This is a genomic window from Empedobacter sp. GD03797 (assembly GCF_029842105.1).
Classification (GTDB): domain Bacteria; phylum Bacteroidota; class Bacteroidia; order Flavobacteriales; family Weeksellaceae; genus Empedobacter; species Empedobacter falsenii_C.
Genome location: NZ_JAOCFS010000007.1, coordinates 1 through 21,550, shown reverse-complemented (window position 1 = coordinate 21,550; position 21,550 = coordinate 1). Strand labels below are relative to the sequence as shown.

The 21,550-nt window shown below is 32.7% G+C and carries 19 protein-coding genes; 9 read left to right on the top strand and 10 right to left on the bottom strand.

The window, feature by feature from the left end; translation table 11 throughout:
- Nucleotides 1–37 precede the first annotated feature (37 nt).
- The gene (gene ftsY, locus N5D90_RS07095; protein WP_038337066.1) at nt 38–1,000 is read left to right on the top strand and encodes a signal recognition particle-docking protein FtsY; all 963 of its coding nucleotides are present in this window, start codon (nt 38–40) and stop codon (nt 998–1,000) included.
- 67 nt (nt 1,001–1,067) lie between these two features.
- Here ftsY and N5D90_RS07090 read toward each other — a convergent pair whose 3' ends face one another.
- From N5D90_RS07090 to N5D90_RS07080, 3 genes are all read right to left on the bottom strand, one after another.
- Complete coding sequence (locus N5D90_RS07090) at nt 1,068–1,694, bottom strand: SDR family oxidoreductase (protein ID WP_280062025.1); 627 nt, start codon at nt 1,692–1,694, stop codon at nt 1,068–1,070.
- A 73-nt stretch (nt 1,695–1,767) separates the two neighbouring features.
- Nucleotides 1,768–2,535 (bottom strand): helix-turn-helix domain-containing protein, encoded by a 768-nt coding sequence (locus N5D90_RS07085; RefSeq protein ID WP_280062024.1) that lies wholly within the window; start codon nt 2,533–2,535, stop codon nt 1,768–1,770.
- Between the two features lie 10 nt (nt 2,536–2,545).
- Entirely contained in the window at nt 2,546–2,980 is a 435-nt protein-coding gene (locus N5D90_RS07080; RefSeq protein ID WP_280062023.1) for a hypothetical protein, read from the bottom strand.
- 115 nt (nt 2,981–3,095) lie between these two features.
- Between N5D90_RS07080 and N5D90_RS07075 the strand changes: the two genes are divergently transcribed.
- A complete protein-coding gene (locus N5D90_RS07075; RefSeq protein WP_280062022.1) occupies nt 3,096–5,186 on the top strand; it encodes an outer membrane beta-barrel protein in 2,091 nt (696 codons plus the stop codon).
- A 128-nt stretch (nt 5,187–5,314) separates the two neighbouring features.
- On the opposite strand, the gene N5D90_RS07070 is transcribed toward N5D90_RS07075, so the two are convergent.
- A complete protein-coding gene (locus tag N5D90_RS07070) occupies nt 5,315–6,376 on the bottom strand; it encodes an acyl-CoA reductase (RefSeq protein ID WP_280062021.1) in 1,062 nt (353 codons plus the stop codon).
- Between the two features lie 62 nt (nt 6,377–6,438).
- Between N5D90_RS07070 and N5D90_RS07065 the strand changes: the two genes are divergently transcribed.
- Complete coding sequence (locus tag N5D90_RS07065) at nt 6,439–6,789, top strand: 4Fe-4S dicluster domain-containing protein (protein WP_114999046.1); 351 nt, start codon at nt 6,439–6,441, stop codon at nt 6,787–6,789.
- Nucleotides 6,790–6,987: 198 nt separating this feature from the next.
- On the opposite strand, the gene gldG is transcribed toward N5D90_RS07065, so the two are convergent.
- Genes gldG through N5D90_RS07045 form a run of 4 tightly spaced genes read right to left on the bottom strand, consistent with a single transcriptional unit; the run spans nt 6,988 to nt 10,818 of the window.
- Nucleotides 6,988–8,655, bottom strand: a complete 1,668-nt coding sequence (gene gldG, locus N5D90_RS07060) for a gliding motility-associated ABC transporter substrate-binding protein GldG (RefSeq protein WP_280062020.1) — start codon at nt 8,653–8,655, stop codon at nt 6,988–6,990.
- A 4-nt stretch (nt 8,656–8,659) separates the two neighbouring features.
- Complete coding sequence (locus N5D90_RS07055) at nt 8,660–9,388, bottom strand: ABC transporter permease subunit (RefSeq protein WP_280062019.1); 729 nt, start codon at nt 9,386–9,388, stop codon at nt 8,660–8,662.
- Between the two features lies 1 nt (nt 9,389).
- Entirely contained in the window at nt 9,390–9,935 is a 546-nt protein-coding gene (locus N5D90_RS07050) for a CopD family protein (RefSeq protein ID WP_038337072.1), read from the bottom strand.
- A gap of 40 nt (nt 9,936–9,975) precedes the next feature.
- On the bottom strand, nt 9,976–10,818 hold the full coding sequence (locus N5D90_RS07045; protein ID WP_114999051.1) for an S-adenosyl-l-methionine hydroxide adenosyltransferase family protein: 843 nt from the start codon (nt 10,816–10,818) through the stop codon (nt 9,976–9,978).
- A gap of 76 nt (nt 10,819–10,894) precedes the next feature.
- Here N5D90_RS07045 and N5D90_RS07040 point away from each other — a divergent pair, with 76 nt between their 5' ends.
- Nucleotides 10,895–11,869 (top strand): PhoH family protein, encoded by a 975-nt coding sequence (locus N5D90_RS07040; RefSeq protein WP_038337083.1) that lies wholly within the window; start codon nt 10,895–10,897, stop codon nt 11,867–11,869.
- A gap of 67 nt (nt 11,870–11,936) precedes the next feature.
- Here the strand turns inward: N5D90_RS07040 and N5D90_RS07035 are convergent, their stop codons facing one another.
- A complete protein-coding gene (locus N5D90_RS07035; RefSeq protein WP_180905924.1) occupies nt 11,937–12,110 on the bottom strand; it encodes a hypothetical protein in 174 nt (57 codons plus the stop codon).
- Between the two features lie 239 nt (nt 12,111–12,349).
- On the opposite strand from N5D90_RS07035, the gene N5D90_RS07030 reads away from it, so the two are divergent.
- Entirely contained in the window at nt 12,350–15,265 is a 2,916-nt protein-coding gene (locus N5D90_RS07030; RefSeq protein ID WP_280062018.1) for a VIT domain-containing protein, read from the top strand.
- A 94-nt stretch (nt 15,266–15,359) separates the two neighbouring features.
- On the opposite strand, the gene N5D90_RS07025 is transcribed toward N5D90_RS07030, so the two are convergent.
- Entirely contained in the window at nt 15,360–16,886 is a 1,527-nt protein-coding gene (locus N5D90_RS07025; protein ID WP_280062017.1) for a YifB family Mg chelatase-like AAA ATPase, read from the bottom strand.
- A gap of 107 nt (nt 16,887–16,993) precedes the next feature.
- On the opposite strand from N5D90_RS07025, the gene N5D90_RS07020 reads away from it, so the two are divergent.
- The 4 genes from N5D90_RS07020 to N5D90_RS07005 all read left to right on the top strand — a co-directional run bounded on the left by N5D90_RS07020 (nt 16,994) and on the right by N5D90_RS07005 (nt 21,179).
- Nucleotides 16,994–17,467 carry a cytidine deaminase gene (locus tag N5D90_RS07020; protein ID WP_038337075.1) on the top strand — a complete coding sequence of 158 codons (474 nt, stop codon included), beginning with the start codon at nt 16,994–16,996 and terminating at the stop codon, nt 17,465–17,467.
- A gap of 56 nt (nt 17,468–17,523) precedes the next feature.
- Nucleotides 17,524–18,528 (top strand): pyruvate dehydrogenase (acetyl-transferring) E1 component subunit alpha, encoded by a 1,005-nt coding sequence (gene pdhA, locus N5D90_RS07015; protein WP_114999057.1) that lies wholly within the window; start codon nt 17,524–17,526, stop codon nt 18,526–18,528.
- Nucleotides 18,529–18,533: 5 nt separating this feature from the next.
- Nucleotides 18,534–20,138, top strand: coding sequence for a pyruvate dehydrogenase complex dihydrolipoamide acetyltransferase (locus N5D90_RS07010; protein WP_280062016.1), 1,605 nt, complete (start codon nt 18,534–18,536; stop codon nt 20,136–20,138).
- Nucleotides 20,139–20,237: 99 nt separating this feature from the next.
- Nucleotides 20,238–21,179 carry a YihY/virulence factor BrkB family protein gene (locus N5D90_RS07005; RefSeq protein ID WP_114999060.1) on the top strand — a complete coding sequence of 314 codons (942 nt, stop codon included), beginning with the start codon at nt 20,238–20,240 and terminating at the stop codon, nt 21,177–21,179.
- The last annotated feature ends 371 nt before the right edge of the window (nt 21,180–21,550 follow it).

Here is a 21,550-nt window from a genome sequence, read left to right as displayed (position 1 = left end):
TATCTTCGTACAAAATTTTAAGAAATTTAGCTTATTAATGAGTTGGTTCAAAAAGATATTAGGTAAAGAAAGCAAAGAAAAATTAGATGAAGGGTTAGAAAAATCTAAAACTTCTCTATTTGATAAAATCAGTCGTGCTGTAGTAGGTAAATCTAAAGTAGACGATGAGGTTTTAGATGATTTAGAGGAAGTATTGATTTCTTCTGATGTCGGTGTTGAAACAACGATCAAAATTATTCGTCGAATAGAAGAACGTGTAGAACGTGATAAATATGTTTCGACTTCTGAGTTAGATTTAATTCTTCGCGAAGAAATTGCAGGCTTACTTTCCGAAAATAATATAGAAGATACAAACGGTTTTTCGATTCCAAAGAAAGATGTACCATATGTTATTATGGTGGTCGGAGTAAATGGAGTTGGGAAAACAACGACGATTGGTAAATTGGCTTCTCAGTTCAAATCACAAGGACTTAAAGTGGTTCTTGGTGCGGCAGATACGTTTCGTGCGGCGGCTGTAGATCAATTAGTAATTTGGTCGGAGCGTGCAGGTGTGCCAATTGTAAAACAAGCAATGGGTTCTGATCCTGCTTCGGTTGCATTTGATACCATTCAGTCGGCAGTTGCGCAAAATGCAGATGTTGTTTTGATTGATACAGCAGGACGTTTGCACAACAAAATTAACTTGATGAATGAGTTGACAAAAATAAAACGTGTAATGCAAAAGGTAATTCCAGATGCGCCTCACGAAGTTTTATTAGTGTTAGATGGTTCTACAGGTCAAAATGCTTTTGAGCAAGCAAAACAATTTACGCAAGCAACAGAAGTTTCTTCTTTAGCGGTTACAAAATTAGATGGAACAGCAAAAGGAGGAGTGGTAATTGGAATTTCAGATCAATTTAAGATTCCAGTAAAATACATTGGTGTTGGTGAAGGAATCAATGATTTACAAGCTTTCAATAAAATGGAGTTTGTCGATTCTTTTTTCAAACGAAATAATTAAGAAATTTAATTTCTATAAAAATATAAATCCTTCAAGTTTTTTTGAAGGATTTTTTTGTTTCTATTTTTCAATTTGAAATACTTACCGCTTTTTTCAAATATTTTTTCGAATCTATTTGCTGAATCATAAAATTAGCAACATCAGGTCGACTAATTTTTAAAGATAATTTTTTGACAGTTTCATCAAAGTTTTCCTGATAATTAGTACTAATTTCTCCGTCTGTTAAGGCACTTGGACGTACAATTGTATAATCTAAATCGCTTTCCATAATGTATTTTTCTTGCAAATTATGATCTGGTAAAACTTTTTTCAATAGAAAACCAAACATGACATATTTCCAAATAAAATTCAGATTGGTATAACTATTTCCGGCACCAATTGTTGACTGGCAAATAAATCGATTTGTTGTAGAATCTTTTAATGCAGTTATAATTTGTTTAGTTCCTTCAGCTCTTATTTTTCCAATTTTTCCATCGCCCAAAGCGCATAAAACAACGTCTTGATTTTTAACAGCTTCTTTCACATCGGCAAGATTAAGTACATCACCTTGAAAAATATTCAAATTTGGATGACTTTTAGAAGTTAATTTTTCAGGATTTCGGACAAAAGCTGTTACAGAATAACCCTTTTCCAATGCTTGATTCACAATTTTTTCTCCTACAGAACCTGTAGCTCCAAATACAATAATCTTCATAATTTTAGAATTTTGATACAACAAATTTTGTGAAATTCTAAATCAAAAAATAGAATAAAAACGACACAAATATTTATCCAAATTTTTTCGGAGTTTTTCCTGTAAAAGCTTTGAAAACTCGTATGAAATGCGATTGATCAGAGAAACCGTTTTCGTAGACGATATCGGTTAATTTTTTGTAATCTTTGGCTGTTAATTGTTGTAAAGAAGATTGAAATTGAATGATTTTTGAAAATTGTTTTGCTGATAAACCTGTTTCCTTTAAAAATCTTCTTTCAAAAGTTCGAATATTTAAACTCTCACTTTGGGCAATAGAATTGATTTGTATTTGACCTTTTTCGGTAATAATTTTTACAATAGCATTTCGAATAGATAAATCAAGATTGACCTTCTTTTTTTCAAAATAATCAATCAATAAATTTGAAATCAAATGAATTCGTTCTTCAATTGATTTAGCATTGATTAAATTTTCAACCAATTTATGATGAGATTGATTAGAAGAATTATCTAAAAAATAACAATTATCGTTGATACTTTCTGGCGTAATATCCCAAAAAGCGCGTAATACAAACGGATAAAATTGAAAAATAATAATCTGATAAGGACTATTAATTTCAAGAGTTATTGGAGTAATTGTTTGACCATACAAAAAAAGAGTAGGCATTTTTTTGTTATGAGGAAGTACGCTCAAAGTAAGATTCGATTCTTGAAACATCAATCCAGGATATCCATCAGCAAAAAAAGGAATAGAGGTTTGCGTATTTTCTTTATTCTCGAAAACCCAAATGTTTTTCACAAAAAGATTGATTGATTTGTCAGGAAGAATACTTTGAAAATTCATTGTAATAGTTTTAATAAACCACCTTAATATATTCTTTATAAAACTTTTTGCTTTTGTTTTCTTTCTTCGAAATAGTTTTTAGAAACTCGTTTAAATATTCTCTAAAAGGAGAATCTTTCGCTAAAGCATCTTGTTTCTTACTCGTCAAAACTTGAACAGTTCCGTACATTTCTTCGTCATTTTCTATGCTCGATGCAATCAAAGTAAAAGTTTCATTGGATTCATTAATGATATTTTTATTCGACCAAACTAACAACGGTTGATTGTTTTCGTTGTACAAAACATTGTCCCATTTTCCTAACCAATCGTATAGCATTTTTTTAGCAACCAAAGGCGTTTGAAAACTTTCGACACGATATTCTGTCAACGAACGTTCGGCTTGTTCTTGCGCATATAATAAATTGAAACTTGTGAAAAGTGCGATAAAAAGAAATAATTTTTTCAAACTCAAAAATCTTGTTTAGCGTAAAGTTATCAAAAATAATTGCAATTCTTATGTAACTTATTTGTTCTTCATGCGTCATTTAAATATACACTAACTCTTAATAGAAGAATTAACCATGAAGAAATTTTTTGTACTTGCTGTTACATTGTCAGGAATTTTTGCTTTTGGACAAGATGAAAAGCAGGATTCAACGGACTATAATCCAATTGAAATAAAAGAAGTTTTAGTTCAATCGCAACGCAAAAAAATGTTTGCGGACAAAGCAGTTTATACGTTTGATAAAGAAGCGTTGGAAAAAGCGCGCTACGCAAAAGATTTGTTGAATACGTTACCTGAATTACAAGTTGATCCAATTTCGAATACAATACAGAGTACAAAAGGTGGAACGACTTTGTTGTTGATTAATGGAATTGAAGCAACAGATAATCAAATTCGTGCCGTGAAACCACAAGATGTGGTGCGTGTTGAGTATTTTGATATTCCGCCAGCGCGTTATGCAAATCGTGCAGATCAGGTGGTGAATTTGATTACACGAAATCCAGAAAATGGTTATGTGTACGGAGCGGATCTTACTTCGGCGTTCACAACAGGTTTTATAAATGGTTCTGCTTATGCGAATTTTACGAAAGGAAAAAATAACTTTGGATTGGAGTATAACATCTATCTGAGAGATTATAAAGATCGTACTTCGATGAATATTTATGATTATAACTTAAATAATATTCATTATAGAACAGAAAATCAGCGCAACGAATATTTTGGATATACGGATCAAACAATTGCATTGCGATATACCAATTCGGATTCGGATAAATATGCTTTTCAAGCAAAGTTGGATATGAATATCAGTTCGAGTTTTGCTTATGCAAATGGAAAAAGTTTGTTCTATCAAAATAGTTTATTAGAGAATCATTCGACTTACAAACATTCTAATTCTAATTATTCAAAACCAACATTAGATCTTTATTATTCGAGAAAATTAGGAAAGAAAGATGACCTAAGTTTAAATGTAGTAGGATCAATGTATACAACCAAATCGATTGACGAAACTCGCGAATGGGAAACTTTATCAGGTGCGGAACAATATAATTATCTGACAAATTTAGAAGCTGATCAAAAAGGAATTGTAGGAGAAATAGCGCATACGCATAGTTTCGAGAAAGGAAAATTAAATTCTGGTTATCGAATTTCAAATAATTCAATTGATAATAAATTAGAAAACTTAAATGGACCTTCGAATAATAAAGTAAATTATTTAGAACAATATATCTATTCGGAATATTCAGGAAAAGCGAAAAAGCTGTCGTATCGTTTAGGTGTTGGATTAACGAATGTTCATAATAAAAATGAAGATACAAACATAGATACGCGGACGTTTACGCCAAAATTAGTATTGGGTTACGAATTAGCGAAGAATCAAAATTTACGTTTTTCGAGTTCGTATAAACCAACAAGTCCTTGGAATTCGGCATTGAGTAAAAACGTGATTCAGGTTGTGGAAAATATTACACAAGAAGGAAATCCGTATTTAACTATTCAGAAATCGTTTGGAAATAATTTGATTTATTCCTTCAATTCAAAATATTTTGATTTAAATACAAATGCATTTTATCATTATACAAAAGATCCGATTAATCAATTGTATTTGCAAAATATCATTAATGGAAATGTAGAAGGGTATAAATTAACGTACGAAAATGCTCAAAATTCGCAACGTTACGGTGTTCAAATTACAGGTTCTATCAAACCTTTCGGAACAGATATTTTAACTGTTAAAGTAAATGTAGCACCAGCAACAGAGCGTTTCAAAACGAAAGATGGTAGAATTTTGAAGAATGATTATATCGGAAATTATTTTGCATTATCATCTGTTTACAAAAACTTTCGTGTAGATTATCAATTTAATATTCCGTATTACACGTTGGGCGGAGCTTTGTTGTACACACAAGAAAACATGAACCATGCTTTTGCGAGTTATAAGTACAATAATTGGACTTTTTCTACAGGAATGTATTGGATTGGAATGCCGTCGACTTACAAGCAAAAAACGATGGATAAACAATATGTGGATTATTCTCGTGTAGGGAAAATTTGGGACAACAAATCGATGTTTGTTGTTGGTTTGAGTTTTGATTTTGCTACAGGTAAGAAAACAAATATCAATCGAAAATTAGAAAATGAAACTGCAGGAGCAGCGACATTTTAATAAATAAACAAAAAGAGAATCCTTAGGATTCTCTTTTTGTTTATTTATAATTTGACTGTGATGTTGAAACGAGCTCAGCAAGACATATTAATTGTTTTTAATAAGTATAAATTTTAGCTTTCTAACATCTACAACTCCGCCAAAAATTTCAACGTATCAATATTATCGGCATAATCTGTTAATTTAGGGAATTGAGTTTGCCCAAATTCAACATAATTCGGATTATCTTTCATGTCATTTCCTATCACGCATTGTATTTGATTTTCATTTTCGATCAAATAATTTTTTACATCATTTATATCTTTATAAACTTCAAAATTTACAACTGCAATTGGAGAATGTAAAGCTGTATCTTTTTTCATTAGAACAAAATTATTGTCTAAAAATTCATCTTTTCCTAACAAAAATATTGCACGATTATAATCGTAATTATTTGCATATTTAGGATGATTAATCACATCGCCATAAGAAAAAATAGCTTCGAAAATTTTCGGTAATTGCGCTTCATCTTTTACATAAAGTTTCGTCACATTTCGGCAACCTAATCCAAAATAAATGAATAAGTCGTTACCCAATTTCTTTAACTCTTCATTAGTTTCCGAACCATTCAATACAGCAACCGAAGTTCTATTTTTACGAATAATGTTAGGAAATTTTCCAAAATATTGTTCAAAATAGCGTGCCGTGTTATTACTTCCTGTTGCAATAACTGCATCAAAATTTTCTAATCGTTCAACAGTTTGAATAATCAATTTGAAATTTTCATCAATCGAATACAAATATTTTATCGCTAATTTGATTAATTTATCATCCTTTGATGAAGTTTTAATCAACGCATTATTTCCAGAAATAACAACAGAAAGCAAATCATGAAAACCAACCAAAGGTAAATTTCCTGCCATTATAATTCCAACATTTTTTGATGTTTCAGCAAATGGATAATCTTTCGTCCAAGCCAATAAATTTTCTTCCGTTAAAGCTTCCGCCCAACTTTTCAAGGCTAACGTAATATTTTCTTTTGTAAACCAATTGTTGTAGGCTTCTGCATCGCTCACCGCATATTCAGCTTCTTCTTTCCAATTCTCGAATTTTTCTGTCAGTTCCGCGTCTTTAATCGAATCATTATTTATAATAAAATTAAAAAACTGTCCCAATTCGTTAAATGCTGAAATCCTTTGTTCAAATGTCATTTTTTCTGAAAATTAAATGTAATTTTGTAGTTGCAAATGTAGGAAATAAAAAAACAGATACAATGGCTATAATTATTACAGATGAATGTATAAATTGTGGAGCTTGTGAGCCAGAATGTCCAAATAACGCAATTTATGAAGCTGCGGTAGATTGGAAATATTCTGATGGAACTTCTCTTAGCGGGACAATTGTAAACGTAGACGGCGCAACTTTTGACGCTGATGCGGTGCAAGATCCTGTGAGTGATGAAGTTTATTACATTGTTCCCGATAAATGTACTGAATGTAAAGGTTTCCACGAAGAACCACAATGTGCGGCAGTTTGTCCGGTGGATTGTTGTGTGCCTGATGATAACCACGTAGAAAGCGAGGAGCGCCTTTTGAGCAAAAAAGCGTTTATGCACTTAGAGTAAAATCGTCACAACTTTACATATAAAAACCTCTCAGAATTTGAGAGGTTTTTTTTGTCTTTGGGCAATCCCTTCGGGCGGGCTTTTCGTTGCAATCTTTTTCTCAAACTTCGACTTCGCTCAGTTATCAAAAAAGGATTTCCACTTCAATCCCTATTGCATTTTATAAATTTCGAAACTCGAGCTTCGAAACTCGTTTTTTTAAGAATATCTTTTCTTTCTAATCCAAAATCCAATTCCAGCCAATAAACCAATAATAGCAGTTGGAACAAGTAGATTAATCATTTGCCAAGTCGATTTTTCTTGTAAAACAGTTGTTTCACTTAGTAACGGAATTTCTAATTTACGATTGCGTAAAGCCAAGAAATCAGAATCGCCTAATAAATAATCCATCGCATTCATTATAAATGTTTGGTTGGCGTATGTTTTCGGTTTTCCGTCTGGATTATCTGGACGAACCGAAAATTTATTTTCTCCTAATTGCATCGGAATTCCTCTCCACAAAGCATTTTTCAAAACATCTCCGTCCGAAATGACTATCATTTTTCCATCGGTAGTTTTCGGTTTGAAATTCGGAAATTCCTTGCGTTCGTAACGCGAAGCATAAGCCGAATTGAAATTCCCTTCTAACAAAACTGCCATCGGAATTTTACCCATTTTATATTCTTCAGGATTCTCGATTTCTACTTCGTTTAATTGAATATAATTTAAAGCAGGTTTCAAACTTGATTGTTCAGAAGAACTTAATAAAACGGTTTGCTTAATATTTGGATTTTTCAACAATTCGATAGGATTTGCAAATTGAAATAAAACAGGATCTATTGAACTTGTAATTGGGTTTTCTTCCCCTTTTATTCCTAACTCAAAATAAGGCCAATTGTAATAATTGTAACTTGTATTTCCAGCCGTTTCGCCATCAGCCAAAACAATTTGCGCTCCATTCATATCCTTGATAACAGCTGGATGAATACGAACACCATAATTGAATAAGAAATCATTTAACTTCAAATCTCTTGGAAAAGCAACGATTTTTCCACTTCGGAAAATAGAATCCATTTCGGCATCGACAGTTTCCACAGCCATCATCATTTTTCCGCCATTCATAATATATTGATCCAAAACCAATTTATCCATATCAGAAAAAGGTAATGTAGGTTTTGCTACAATTAAGGCGTCAAAACGTTTCAAACTATCCAAATCAGAAGGTTGTAAAGTAAACGATTTGTTTGCAATTGGATTTAGATAAATCTCCACATCATATTTTTCTGACAAAGCAGAACCTAATCCTTGAATATTTGCTTCTGGTAATTCGTCATGATGAACGATAAAACCAACTCGTTTGCGCTCAAAATTGGTTGCTTTCTGAATTTTTTCGGCAAATAAATATTCTAATTTTTCAGTTGAAGTTAATGCTAATTTTTCAAATGGAGTAGAAGGATCATTGACCAAAACCTCCATATAAGTCGATTTGTCGCCGTAAGTTAATTTTGCGTACGGATAAACATTCAAAATTCCTTTGTCGGTTTTAATAGGAACTGGAGTCAATTTATTTTGCTCTAATTCGGCTTGTCCTAAATCGACAGGATCAATAAAAGAATAAGAAATATTGCTGTTTTTTTCGCGAAGTTCGTCTAATAAAAACTGAATTTCGTTCTTCAAAATTCTGTAATCGCCTGTTAAATCTCCACCCAAAAGAATTTCAATTTTAAGCGGTTGTTTTACATTTTCTACCAATTTTTCGGTTGTAGAAGTTAACGTAAAACGTTTGTCTTTTGTCATGTCAATTCGTGTGTAAACAAATTGAGCGATGATAAAAAGCGCGATGAATGCGATGAAAGTAATTAGATGTTTTTTGTTTAATTTTTTCATGGCACTATTTTTTATTTTCAAGATTAACGATTGAAATTTGATTTAAAATTCCAATCAAAATCAAAAAGTAAAGTAAATCTCGTGAGTCAATAATTCCTTTCAAAAACTGGTTGTAATGTGTAAAACTTCCAATTTTTTGAACATAGAAATCCATCGAACCAAGTAAATTATATGATGCTAAACTTTCGAATCCATAAAAAATAATGAAGCAAAAGAAAACCGCCAAAACATAAGCCATTACTTGATTTTTGGTGATAGATGAGGTAAATAAACCAATTGCGGTGAATAAACATCCTAAAAAGAAAAGTCCTAAATAGCCAGAAAAAATTGTTCCGTAATCTAGTTCTTGTTCAGGCATCAAAAATTCTTGCAACGTAATGGTGAACAAAAAAGTTGAAAGCAAACAAAAAATGACAACTGAAACGACTGCTAAATATTTGCCCCAAATAATTTGGTTGTTTTTTATAGGTAGTGTGAATAACCACAATAATGTGCCATTTGCTTGCTCTTCCGCGATTAATTTCATGGTTAAAGCAGGAATCATGAATAGAAAAATCCAAGGTCCGACAAAGAAAAAACTATTTAAAGTTGCATTTCCTGTATTGAAAACATTGAATTCGTTATCAAAAAACCAAAGGAACAAAACCGAAACGATAACAAATGTTGCGGTTGCTAAATAAGCGGTGAAGCCTAAATAAAAATTGGAAAACTCTTTTTTGAAGATTGTCCACATGTTATTTTTTATTATTACGATTAATTAAACGCACAATAAGCATAAGTAGTATACCGCAACCAAAGAAACTGACAATTGACCAATACCAATCTCGACCAAAATCTGTTTTTTGAATGACAGCAAATACGATAACAAATAATAAAATTGTTGCCAATTCATTCATCATTCGCAGTTGAACAGAAGTGTATTTGAAAACTTTATTTTGGATTTGTTTCAACGTTCGCCAACACCAAAAATGATAAATTAATAAAACACTTATCATCCCCAATTTACTTTTCATCCAAGGCATATGCAACAAACCTTGATTTTTGTAAAGCATATTCAATCCCATTGTGATCAAAATAACCAAAGCAGGAGCGGTAATTACATTCCATAATTTTTTCTCCATGTAGGTATATTGATCCTGCAAAATTGATTTTTTTGGTTCTTCCATTTGTTGCGTTTCTGTATGATAAATCATCAAACGAACAATGTAAAATAAACCAGCAAAGTAACTTACCACGAAAATAACGTGTATTGCTTTGTATATTAAATAATTATAAGTCATATAGTTATTGTAAACTCTCTAATACTAAATTTTCTCAGCGTTAATTTTCAAATTCAATTGTAATTGTATCGTTTTTCTTCAATCCCATTAACTGATTCGCACCTCCTGATATCGTTGGATTACTTTTGTAAAGCGTAACTTCTAAAAATCCTGCCGAATTAAACAAACACAATGTTCGTCCAAAAGCTTGCACTTCTTTGTTAAAATCTTGTACAACCTCATTGTAATGCTCATAAATAACAGTAATATCGGTCATCGAGAAATCTTTCTGACGAAGCAAAATTTTATATTTTCTATCTTGTGCAATTTCATCGAAAAAATCTTTCGAAATATTACTTACAACATTTCCAAAATGATCAATATAAATCACATTTCCAATGATATATTTATCATCGCGATAAATTGGTTTCAATTCATTCAATTGTTTCATTTCGGTACGTTTGTTCCCCAAAAGAGCAGGAACTCCGCCGCGCGCCAAGTGACATGCAACTGGCACAAAACAATTTTTCATTGGAAATAGACTGTCTATTCCTTCTGGATAAGCAGTGATTTCGTAAATTTCTTCTGGTTGATTTTTTTGGCAAATCAAGGATAAAATTCCATTATCTGCACAAATAAAATAATGATGATTGATTAATGCACAAATCGGCTTCTGATAAGGCGTACTTAAGGCATTAATCCCAATAATATGTATAGTTCCGTCGGGAAATTCCTCGTAAGAATTACGAATGATATAGGCAGCTTCAGATAAATCATAAGGATTAACATGATGCGAAATATCTACAATCGTAACATCGGCCAATTCCTTTAGAATTGCGCCTTTAACGCTAGAAACAAAGTAATCTTTGACTCCAAAATCCGATGTTAATGTAATAATTGCCACTATTCTCTAATAATTAGCAAATATATTGTTTATTATTCTTTATTTTTGTGTAAGTGAACCAAAAAAACAATCTCATTTGACAGAAATTAATATTGAATTAGCCGAAATTAATGCTCAAGATTTTTATGGTGCTAATAATGAACATCTAAAAAGAATCAAAGAATATTATCCAAAATTAAAGATTGTTGCTCGCGGAAGAGAGTTGACAGTGTTTGGAAATGAAGATGTTCTGAAAGTATTTGACCAAAAAATGCAACGAGTAATTCAGCATATTCACAAATACAATCGACTATCTGATCGCGAACTCGAAATCATTATGACCGAAGATAATAATGAAATGCTTCAAATGAAAAAAGAAGATGAAATTATTGTACACGGTGTAAATGGTAAAATCATCAAACCTCAAACGCCTAATCAACAAAAGCTGGTACAAACTGTTTACAACAAAGATATGGTGTTTGCAATTGGACCTGCTGGTACGGGAAAAACCTATACGGCTGTTGCGTTGGCGGTACAAGCATTGAAGAACAAAGAAGTTCGCCGAATTATTATGACACGTCCTGCCGTAGAAGCTGGCGAGAATTTAGGTTTTTTACCAGGTGATATGAAAGATAAATTAGATCCATATTTACAACCTTTGTACGATGCGTTGAAAGATATGATTCCGTTCGAGAAACTTTCGTCTTATACCGAAAAAGGAGTGATAGAAGTTGCGCCTTTAGCATTTATGCGTGGTCGGACGTTGGACGGAGCTTTTGTAATTCTTGATGAAGCACAAAATACAACCTATGCTCAGATGAAAATGTTTTTGACGCGTATGGGAAAAAATTCTAAATTTATCATTACCGGAGATCCTGGTCAGGTCGATTTACCACCAAAACAAAAATCTGGTTTACGTGAAGCGATTAATATATTGAAAGATGTAAAAGATATCGGATTTATTTATTTGGATGATAAAGATGTTGTTCGACACAAGATTGTTCGCGAAGTCTTGAAAGCTTACAAAGTGAGTGAAGACAAAGAGCGAGAAAAAATAGATATTAAAAAATAAATCAAAAAGCCAATTGTTTCTAAGAGCAATTGGCTTTTCGATTTAATATTTATGGCAGAATATTAAATTATTCTTTTAGTGGATTAGTTTTTAAAGTAAAACCTAAAATGTTAAATGCTAATCCTATTGGCAAAATCATTCCTGCAATTAAGCTCATTCTATTAGAATCAGAAAATTCTAAGATTAATAAAATTGAAGTTAATATTAAAACTAATCCCGTTATATATAATATGTTTTTCATTTTATTATAAATTGTAATTCAATCAAATATAATGATTTATTTCTAATTTATGTAAAAAATATTCAGTCTTAAAATAAGGTTCAGAAAGATAATTTTAATAATATGAATCAAGTAAGTATCCTTCCGACGAAAAGAGGAAATCTGAAATAAACTTATAACTAACAACTCAACACTTAAAACTTTTTCACATCAACCAACCTTTTTGTAATTTGTTGCATCTAACTTACAAATCAAACAATATGAAAAAGTTATTTTCTTTTTTCTTTGTTTTTGTTGGAATGTTTTTTTCTACAAAAATAAATGCGCAAGATATCCGAATTGGATTTCCGCGTATCGAAATCGGTGAACGTCCAGACGAAAATTCTGTGAGTTTGCAATCGATGGATGTGCAAGTTGAGATTTTTGGAAATCTAGCCAAAACGACAACAACTTTAGTTTTTACAAATTCGTCAAGTCGAAATCTCGAAGGGAATTTAGTTTTTCCTTTGCCCGAAAACACGACTGTTAGCGGATATGCAATTGATATTAATGGAAAACTTCGAAATGCAGTTCCTGTGACAAAAGCGCGTGCGGTTGAGGTTTTCGAAAGTATTCAGAAGCAAAATGTCGATCCTGGAATTATCGAAAAAGTAGAAGGAAATAATTTCCGAACTCGTATTTCTCCGATTCCAGCAAAAGGATCGCGTACGATTCAGTTGTCGTATTACCAAGAATTGAAATTGGATAAATCGTCGTATCAATATCATTTGCCATTAGATTCTTCGAAGAAGATTGCGAAGTTTAATTTGACAACAAAAGTGTTCAATGCTGCTGGAAAACCACAATTGGTAGAAACGCCAGATGGTTCGTTCAATTTTTCTGAAAATAGTAATATATATGAAGCAAATTTGTCGAAAACAGATTTTACACCTAAAAAATCATTAATTATTAATCTTCCAAAATCTCCGAATAATGTAGAATCTTTTGTTCAGAAAAATGTAGATGGTTCGTTTTATTTTTATGCGAATTTATTGGTTGATGCAAAATCTCAACCTAAAGTTTGGTCGAAAAATATCGGAATAATTTGGGATAATTCGTTAAGTGGTTTGAAACGAAATCATCAAAAAGAATTAGAATTTTTAGATAAAATTATTTCTCAACAAAAAAATCTAAATATTGAAGTTTCGTTGTTGAATATTTCTTTGGAAAAATCGAGATTGTTTCAAATTAAAAATGGTGATTGGTCAGAATTGAAAAAATATTTGGAAAATGTGACATATGATGGAGGAACAAATTATGCAAAAATTCTTCCAACAAATCTGAAAGCAGACGAATATTTATTGTTTTCGGATGGAATTTCATCTTTTGGCTCGAATATTTTTAACATAGATAAACCTTTTTATACGATTGCGTCTTCGCCGACTTCTAATTATGGTGTTTTGAAAATGATTGCGCAAAAAGCTGGTGGAAAATTCATCAATCTTAATGAAAATTCTGTAGAAAATGCGTTCAAACAAATCAATGAAAGTTCGGTTCAATTCTTAGGAATTATCAACAATACAGCAGGAGAAGTTTATCCTATTTCGACAAATGATGTGAGTAATGGAATTTCGATTGCGGGAATTTCTCAGTATCCAAATGCAAAATTAACGATGATGTTTGGACGAAATGGAAAAGTGGAATTCAACAAAGAATTGGATTTGAGTAAAGCAACTCAAAATCTTGAAATCAGTAAAATTTGGGCGCAAAGTAAAGTGAATTATTTGGAATTGAATCCAGAGCAAAATAAAACAGAAATTGAAGAAATTGGGAAACAATTTTCGATTGTAACATCGAACACAAGTTTGATTGTTTTGGAAAATGTTTCGGATTATGTAAAGTATAAAATCAATCCACCAGCAGAATTGCAAAATGAATTTAATAAATTATCGAAACAAGGTTTTGAACAAAAAGAAACTCGAAAAGCTGATTTGTTGAAAAATGCAATTGCGAAAGCAAAGGAATTGAAAGAGTGGTGGAAGAAAGATTTTAAATATGTAAAACCGAAATATCCAAAACCTGTTGCGGATTCTGTTTTAGTTTCAGTTGCATTAGAAGGAAGAGCGGAAGGGATTGCAATTGAAGAAAGAGAAGTTTCTGCAGATATACAAGCTGTTTCTGTTACAGCATATGGAACAACTAGAAGAGAAAGTAGAGCGAGTAGTGCAAATATGCTTGTTACAGATAAAAAAATGAAGGATGTATCATCAGCTTCGGTTCCAGAAATTAAAATAGTTAATGTAAAATCGGATAAAGAATATATGAAGTTGATAGAAGCATCTAAAAATCCATATCAAACTTATTTAGATTTGAGAAAAGATTATGCCGAAACACCTGCGTATTATTTTGATGTGGCAACATTTTTCTTTCAGAAAAAGGAAAGAGAAACTGGTCTTAAAATTTTAAGCTCGATTGCAGATTTAGGATTGGAAGATGCCGAATTGTATAAAATGTTAGCATACAAATTGAAAGAAATTGAGGAATATCAAACCGAATTATTTATTACGAAAAAAGTATTAGATTGGCGACCTTTTGATGCGCAAAGTTATCGAGATTATGCGTTGGCGTTACAAGATAATGAGCAATATCAATCGGCTTTAGAGCATTTATATAAAGTATTGACAAACGATTATTCGATAGAAATTGCTAATCGCGATCGCGATATTACAGAGATTATTGTGCCTGAAATTAATAATTTGATTTCGCTTCATCGCAAAGAATTGAATTTGTCTAAAATCAATAAAGATATCATAGTAGACGTTCCAGTTGATATTCGTGTGGTGATGAATTGGAACAAAGATATGACCGATATTGATTTGTGGGTGACCGATCCAAATGGCGAAAAATGTTATTACGGACATCGTTCAACTGCGATTGGAGGAAGAATGAGCGAAGACGTGACGCAAGGTTTCGGACCAGAACAATTTATGTTGAAAAAAGCGATTAAAGGAAAATATAAAATAGAAACTAATTTTTTCGGAGAAAGACAAATGAGTATTTCGGGACCAACAACTATTTCGGCAGAGATTTACTTGATGTATAGCTCGGGAAAACAAGTGAAGAAAATGATTACATTCCAAAATAATAAGCCAAATTCTGGTGGTGAAGGAATTTTGGTTGGTGAATTTGAATTTTAGTAAATGGAAAAGGAATCTTGAAAGAGATTCCTTTTTTTGCATAACACATAACACATAACGCACAACGGGTTATACATACTACATTCTACAATAATCACATCCATTGATTACGATCCAAACTTCTGTACTGAATCGCTTCGCTAATATGTTTCGAAAGAATAGTTTCTGAATTATCTAAATCAGCAATTGTTCGTCCAACTCTAATAATTCGGTCATACGCACGAGCAGAAAGATTTAATTTTTCCATAACAACTTTGATTAAATTCTTCGAATAATCGTCTAAATCACAAAAAGCATCCAATTCTTTTGGTCCCATTTGCGAGTTATAATGAACTTTTGTGTTTTCAAATCGTTTGGTCTGAATATTTCTTGCATTAATCACACGTTCACGAATCACAGCACTTTTTTCGCCACGACGTTCTTGCGACAAATCATCAAACGGAACAGGATTCACTTCGATATGCAAATCAATTCGGTCTAAAAGTGGTCCAGAAATTTTATTCATATAACGTTGCATTTCCGCTAAAGAGGAAGTGTTGTTTGGATCATCCATAAAATAACCACTAGGACTTGGATTCATTGAGGCGACCAACATAAAGCTTGCAGGATAATTCACCGTGAATTTCGCCCTCGAAATTGTGACTTCTCGATCTTCCAAAGGTTGACGCATAACTTCTAAAACAGTGCGTTTAAATTCGGGTAATTCATCCAAAAACAAAACACCATTATGCGCCAAAGAAATTTCTCCAGGTTGCGGATACGAACCGCCGCCGACTAAGGCCACATCCGATATAGAATGATGGGGACTAGAATAAGGACGACTTACAATGAGTGATTTGTTAGATAATTTTCCAGCAACGCTATGAATTTTTGTCGTTTCAAGCGCTTCTTGAATAGTCATTTTCGGAAGAATAGAAGCAATTCGTTTGGCTAACATTGTTTTTCCACTTCCTGGAGGACCAATCAAAATAATGTTATGTCCGCCTGCAGCAGCGATTTCCATCGCACGTTTTACATTTTCTTGACCTTTTACATCTGCAAAATCGAAAGGATAATTATTCATTTCACTAAAAAAATAATCATCTAAATTGACTTGATGAGGTTGCAAAATAATTTCTCCGTTAAAATAATCAACAACTTCTCTGATGTTATCAACCGCAAAAACATTGATTCCTTCTACAACTGCTGCTTCGTCTGCATTTTGTTTGGGTAAAATAATTCCTTCGAAACCTTCTTCTTTTGCTTGTATTGCAATCGGCAATGCACCTTTTATAGGTCGTAGTGAACCATCGAGCGATAATTCGCCCATCATTATATATTTATTGAGTTGTTCAGAATTTACTTGTTCAGAAGCTGCTAAAATTCCAATTGCGATTGGTAAATCATAGGCAGAACCTTCTTTTTGTAAATCTGCTGGCGCCATATTAATCGTGATTTTTTTACCAGGTAATTTCAAATCAGAATTTTTTAGTGCAGCATTTATCCTAAAATTACTTTCTTTTATTGCGCTATCGGGCAAACCAACCAAATGATAACCGACACCTTGATCAATATTAACTTCCACAATAATGGTTTGTGCGGAAACTCCGAAAATAGCACTTGCAAAAATTTTTACCAACATAAAATCTTTTTTTATAAATTTACTTCCTTTTTCTATTGAATAAAATAGCTGAAAGGATTTAAGTGTTTAATAATTAATTAAATAACACACTTCGGTGTAAATTCTATATGAAAAAAGAAAAATATTCTTTTGAATTTGAACGATTCGAGAGTAAATCTGAGCTTGCAGCAGAACAAAAAAAAGTAGTAGAAGAGGCTTATGATATTTCGTTGAATGCATATGCTCCTTATTCTAATTTCAATGTTGGTGCATCTGTTCAATTAGAAAATGGAGAAATTTTTTCGAGTTCAAATCAAGAAAATGCTTCGTACCCAGTCGGAACTTGTGCCGAAAGAGGTTTATTGGCTTATGTAAATGCAAACTTCCCGAATATTAAGATTGAAAAATTGGCTGTTTCTACGCCAAATGTCAATTATCCATTGCCTCCATGCGGGATGTGTCGTCAATATATTTTAGAGATCGAAAAGAAGCAATCGCAACCAATCGAAATTATTTTATCTGGAAAAGAAGGCGATGTTTTGGTGATAAATTCTGCTAAAGATTTGCTTCCATTGCATTTTACTGATGAATTTTTAGGGTAGCAATTTTGTACACTAAATAGATTAGTTTAAATTTGTTCCAACGGAATTGTGCAATTATGGAAAAATTAACGCAAGAAACGTACCTACAATGGTATCGTGATATGACTTTTTGGCGTCGCTTCGAAGATAAGTGTCGTTCATTATATTTAAAGCAAAAAATTAGAGGTTTCTTACATTTATACAATGGACAAGAAGCTTTACCAGCTGGTTTTATTCATGCAATGAAGCCTGGTGTAGATCATGTGATTACTGCTTATCGTTGTCACGTTTGGCCTATGGCTTTGGGTGTAGATCCAAAACGTATTTTGGCTGAATTATGTGGTAAAGAAACAGGAACTTCTCATGGTTTAGGAGGATCTATGCACGTTTTCAGTAAAGAACATAATTTTTATGGTGGACACGGAATCGTTGGTGGACAAATTCCATTAGGAGCAGGAATTGCTTTTGGTGATAAATTCTTCAACCGCGATGGTGTTACAATCTGTTTAATGGGAGATGGTGCAACTCGTCAAGGAACATTACATGAAACATTTAACATGGCGATGAACTGGAAATTACCAGTTGTTTTTGTGTGCGAAAACAATCAATACGCTATGGGAACTTCTGTTTCTCGTACTGCTAACCACGAAGATATTTGGAAATTAGGTTTAGGATACGAAATGCCTTGTATGCCTGTAGATGGTATGGATCCTGTAAAAGTTGCAGAAGCCGCTTACGAAGCTATCGAAAGAGCGCGTCGTGGAGATGGACCAACTTTCTTAGATGTACGTACATATCGTTATAGAGGTCACTCTATGTCTGATGCTGAGCCTTATCGTACAAAAGAAGAGGTGGAAGAGTACAAACAAGAAGATCCAATCTTGAATGTTGAGAATCACATCTTAGTAAACAATTGGGCAACTAAAGAACAATTAGATGCAATTGTTGATGAAGTAAAAGTGATGGTAGAAGAATGTGCAGAATTTGCAGAAAACTCTAACTATCCAGAAGAACACGTAATGTATGATTATATCTATTCAGAAGAAAATTATCCATTTTTAGATAAAATCGAAAACAACTAAAAACCATGGCAGAAATTATTACAATGCCTCGCTTAAGCGATACAATGGAAGAAGGAACTGTTGTAAAATGGCACAAAAATGTAGGAGATAAAATTGCTGAGGGTGATATCTTAGCAGAAATCGAAACAGATAAAGCAATCCAAGAATTCGAATCAGAATTTGACGGAGTATTATTATATCAAGGTGTTGCAGAAGGTGTATCAACAAATGTTGATGAAGTTTTAGCAATCATCGGAAATGAAGGAGAAGATATTTCAGGTTTAATCGGAGGTGGAGCAAAAGCAACTGCTGAAGTGAAAGAAGAAAAATCAACTCCCAGCGAAACAAAAACAGAAGAAGCAAAACCTGCTGCAGAAATTCCTGCAAATGTGGAAGTAATTACAATGCCTCGTCTTTCTGATACAATGGAAGAAGGAACTGTAGTTGTTTGGCACAAAAATGTTGGAGATCAAGTTGCGGAAGGTGATATTTTAGCAGAAATTGAAACAGATAAAGCAGTGCAAGAATTCGAATCAGAATTTGATGGTGTTTTATTATATCAAGGTGCTAAAGTGAACGAGCCTGCGCCAGTAGATTCTGTTTTAGCAATTATTGGTGAAGCTGGTACTGATGTTTCTGCAATTGTAGCAAACGGAGGTAAAGTTGCTGCTCCAGCAGCTTCTACAGAAGTTGTTGATGACGAAAAACCAGTAGTTGTACAATTAGATGTAAATAATAAGGTTGAAGAAACTTCTTCTTCTGATCGTATTTTTGCATCTCCATTAGCAAAAACAATTGCAAAAGATAAAGGAATTAATTTAGCTGAGGTGAAAGGTTCTGGTGATAATGGACGTATAGTGAAAAAAGATATCGAAAATTATCAACCATCTGCTCAACCAAAAGCGGAAGCAAAATCTGAATCAGTTAAACCTGCTCAAACTTTTGTTTCTGGAGAAGATAAAGTGATTCCAAATTCTCAAATGAGAAAAGTTATCGCAAAACGTTTGGCTGAATCTAAATTTACAGCTCCTCATTATTATTTAAATGTTGAGTTGGATATGGATAACGCAATCGAAGCGCGTAAACAATTAAACGCTGTTCCAGATACTAAAATTTCGTTCAACGATATGGTTGTTAAAGCATGTGCTATGGCATTACGCAAACATCCAGCTGTAAATTCTACTTGGACAGATGCAGAAATTATTCAACACGGAGATATCAATATTGGTGTTGCAGTAGCTGTAGAAGATGGTTTATTGGTTCCTGTTGTTAAAAATACAGATCAAAAATCATTTGCTCAAATTTCTGCTGAGGTTAAAGATTATGCAGGTCGTGCAAGAGATCGTAAATTAAAAGCTGACGAAATGGACAAATCTACTTTCTCAGTTTCTAACTTAGGAATGTTTGGAATCGAATCATTCACATCGATTATCAATCAACCAAACTCTTGTATCTTATCAGTTGGTGCAATTATTCAAAAACCAGTTGTAAAAGACGGACAAATTGTAGTTGGTAACACAATGAAATTGTCTTTAGCTTGTGATCACAGAACAGTAGACGGAGCTACGGGTGCACAATTCTTACAAACGCTAAGAATGTACATCGAAAATCCTGTTACAATGTTAGTGTAAGCTAAGATTTAAGATATATTTTTAAAGACCATTCATCGAATGGTCTTTTTTTTGTTATAGATTTTATGAATTTGTATCTTTAATCTCTAAACCAATTTAATGAAGCAACTAAAATTTTACTTTAATATTTTAAAACAGACAATTGTCGAATTTGGTGAAGACCGAATTATGAAATTGAGTGCTTCGTTAACTTATTACGCATTATTTTCACTTTCTCCATTAATTCTGATTGTAATTTCCAGTGCAAGTTTATTCTTTAAGAAAGATGCTATCGAAAACCGAATGTTTTATGAGCTTAAAAATATTGTTGGTCCAGATGTCGCTTTAGCTGTACAAAATTTTGTCACAAATTCTACCATTTCAGGAGATAGTTCGCTTGCATTATATATAGGTATCGGAATTTTGATTTTTGGTTCTACAACAATGTTTACCGATATGCAAGATAGCCTCAATCTCATTTGGCGTGTCGAAGCAGTTCCAAGAAGAGCATGGTTAAAATTTGTGATCAATAGAGGACTTTCGTTTCTTATCATTCTATCGCTTGGAATCGTACTTATCGCAACGGTAATTCTCAACAGTGTTTTAGTATCATTTGGCGAAGAAATTTTCAGTCTTTTCGAACTCGATACCATTATGACGAAGACCACAGTGATTCTTCTTAATAATACATTGAGTATTTCAATCTCGATTTTGATATTTTATATTCTTTTCAAAATTCTTCCCGATGCACGTATCAAAGCAAAGCCAGCTTTTGTAGGAGCTGTTTTTACGGCGATTCTATTCTTTATTGCAAAATATTTAATTGGTATTTATATCGCGAACTCCAAATATTCTACCATTTTTGGGTCGGCAGGTTCATTGGTTATTCTTTTGTTGTGGATTTATTATGTTGCAACAATTCTATATTTCGGCGCGAAATTCACAAAAGTATTTGCCGAAGCCAAAGGTTACCCTATTATTCCAAAACGAAATGCGAAGCTCAGAAAAGTATCTTTTATTGATCATATTGCAGAAAAACACGATTACGAAAGCATCGATTAATAATATATTGAATGCCTTTTTTTGAATAGTTATTCTCGCTTCGCGACAATTTCTCCCGAGTCGATAACCCAAAAGTATCCGCTGTTGCTTTGCTTAATTCAGCAAACCATCATCGTCTAATCATCCTTTGCAGTAAAAACTAAAGTTTATTCTGTAGTACTGAATTTGTTTCAGTATTACATTCTATTAATAATTAAAGAAGAGTTATCTTAATTTAACGAAATTTAAAACGACCATTCAATAAAAAGGCGTTCATAAATGAAAAGTTCGAAGCGAAGAAAAAGATTTAGCCGATAGGTTTTTAAATCTTTTCGCGCAGAATGCTTCATTTTAGCCTTTTTGTTGAGGTCTTGATTTTAATACCCAAAATC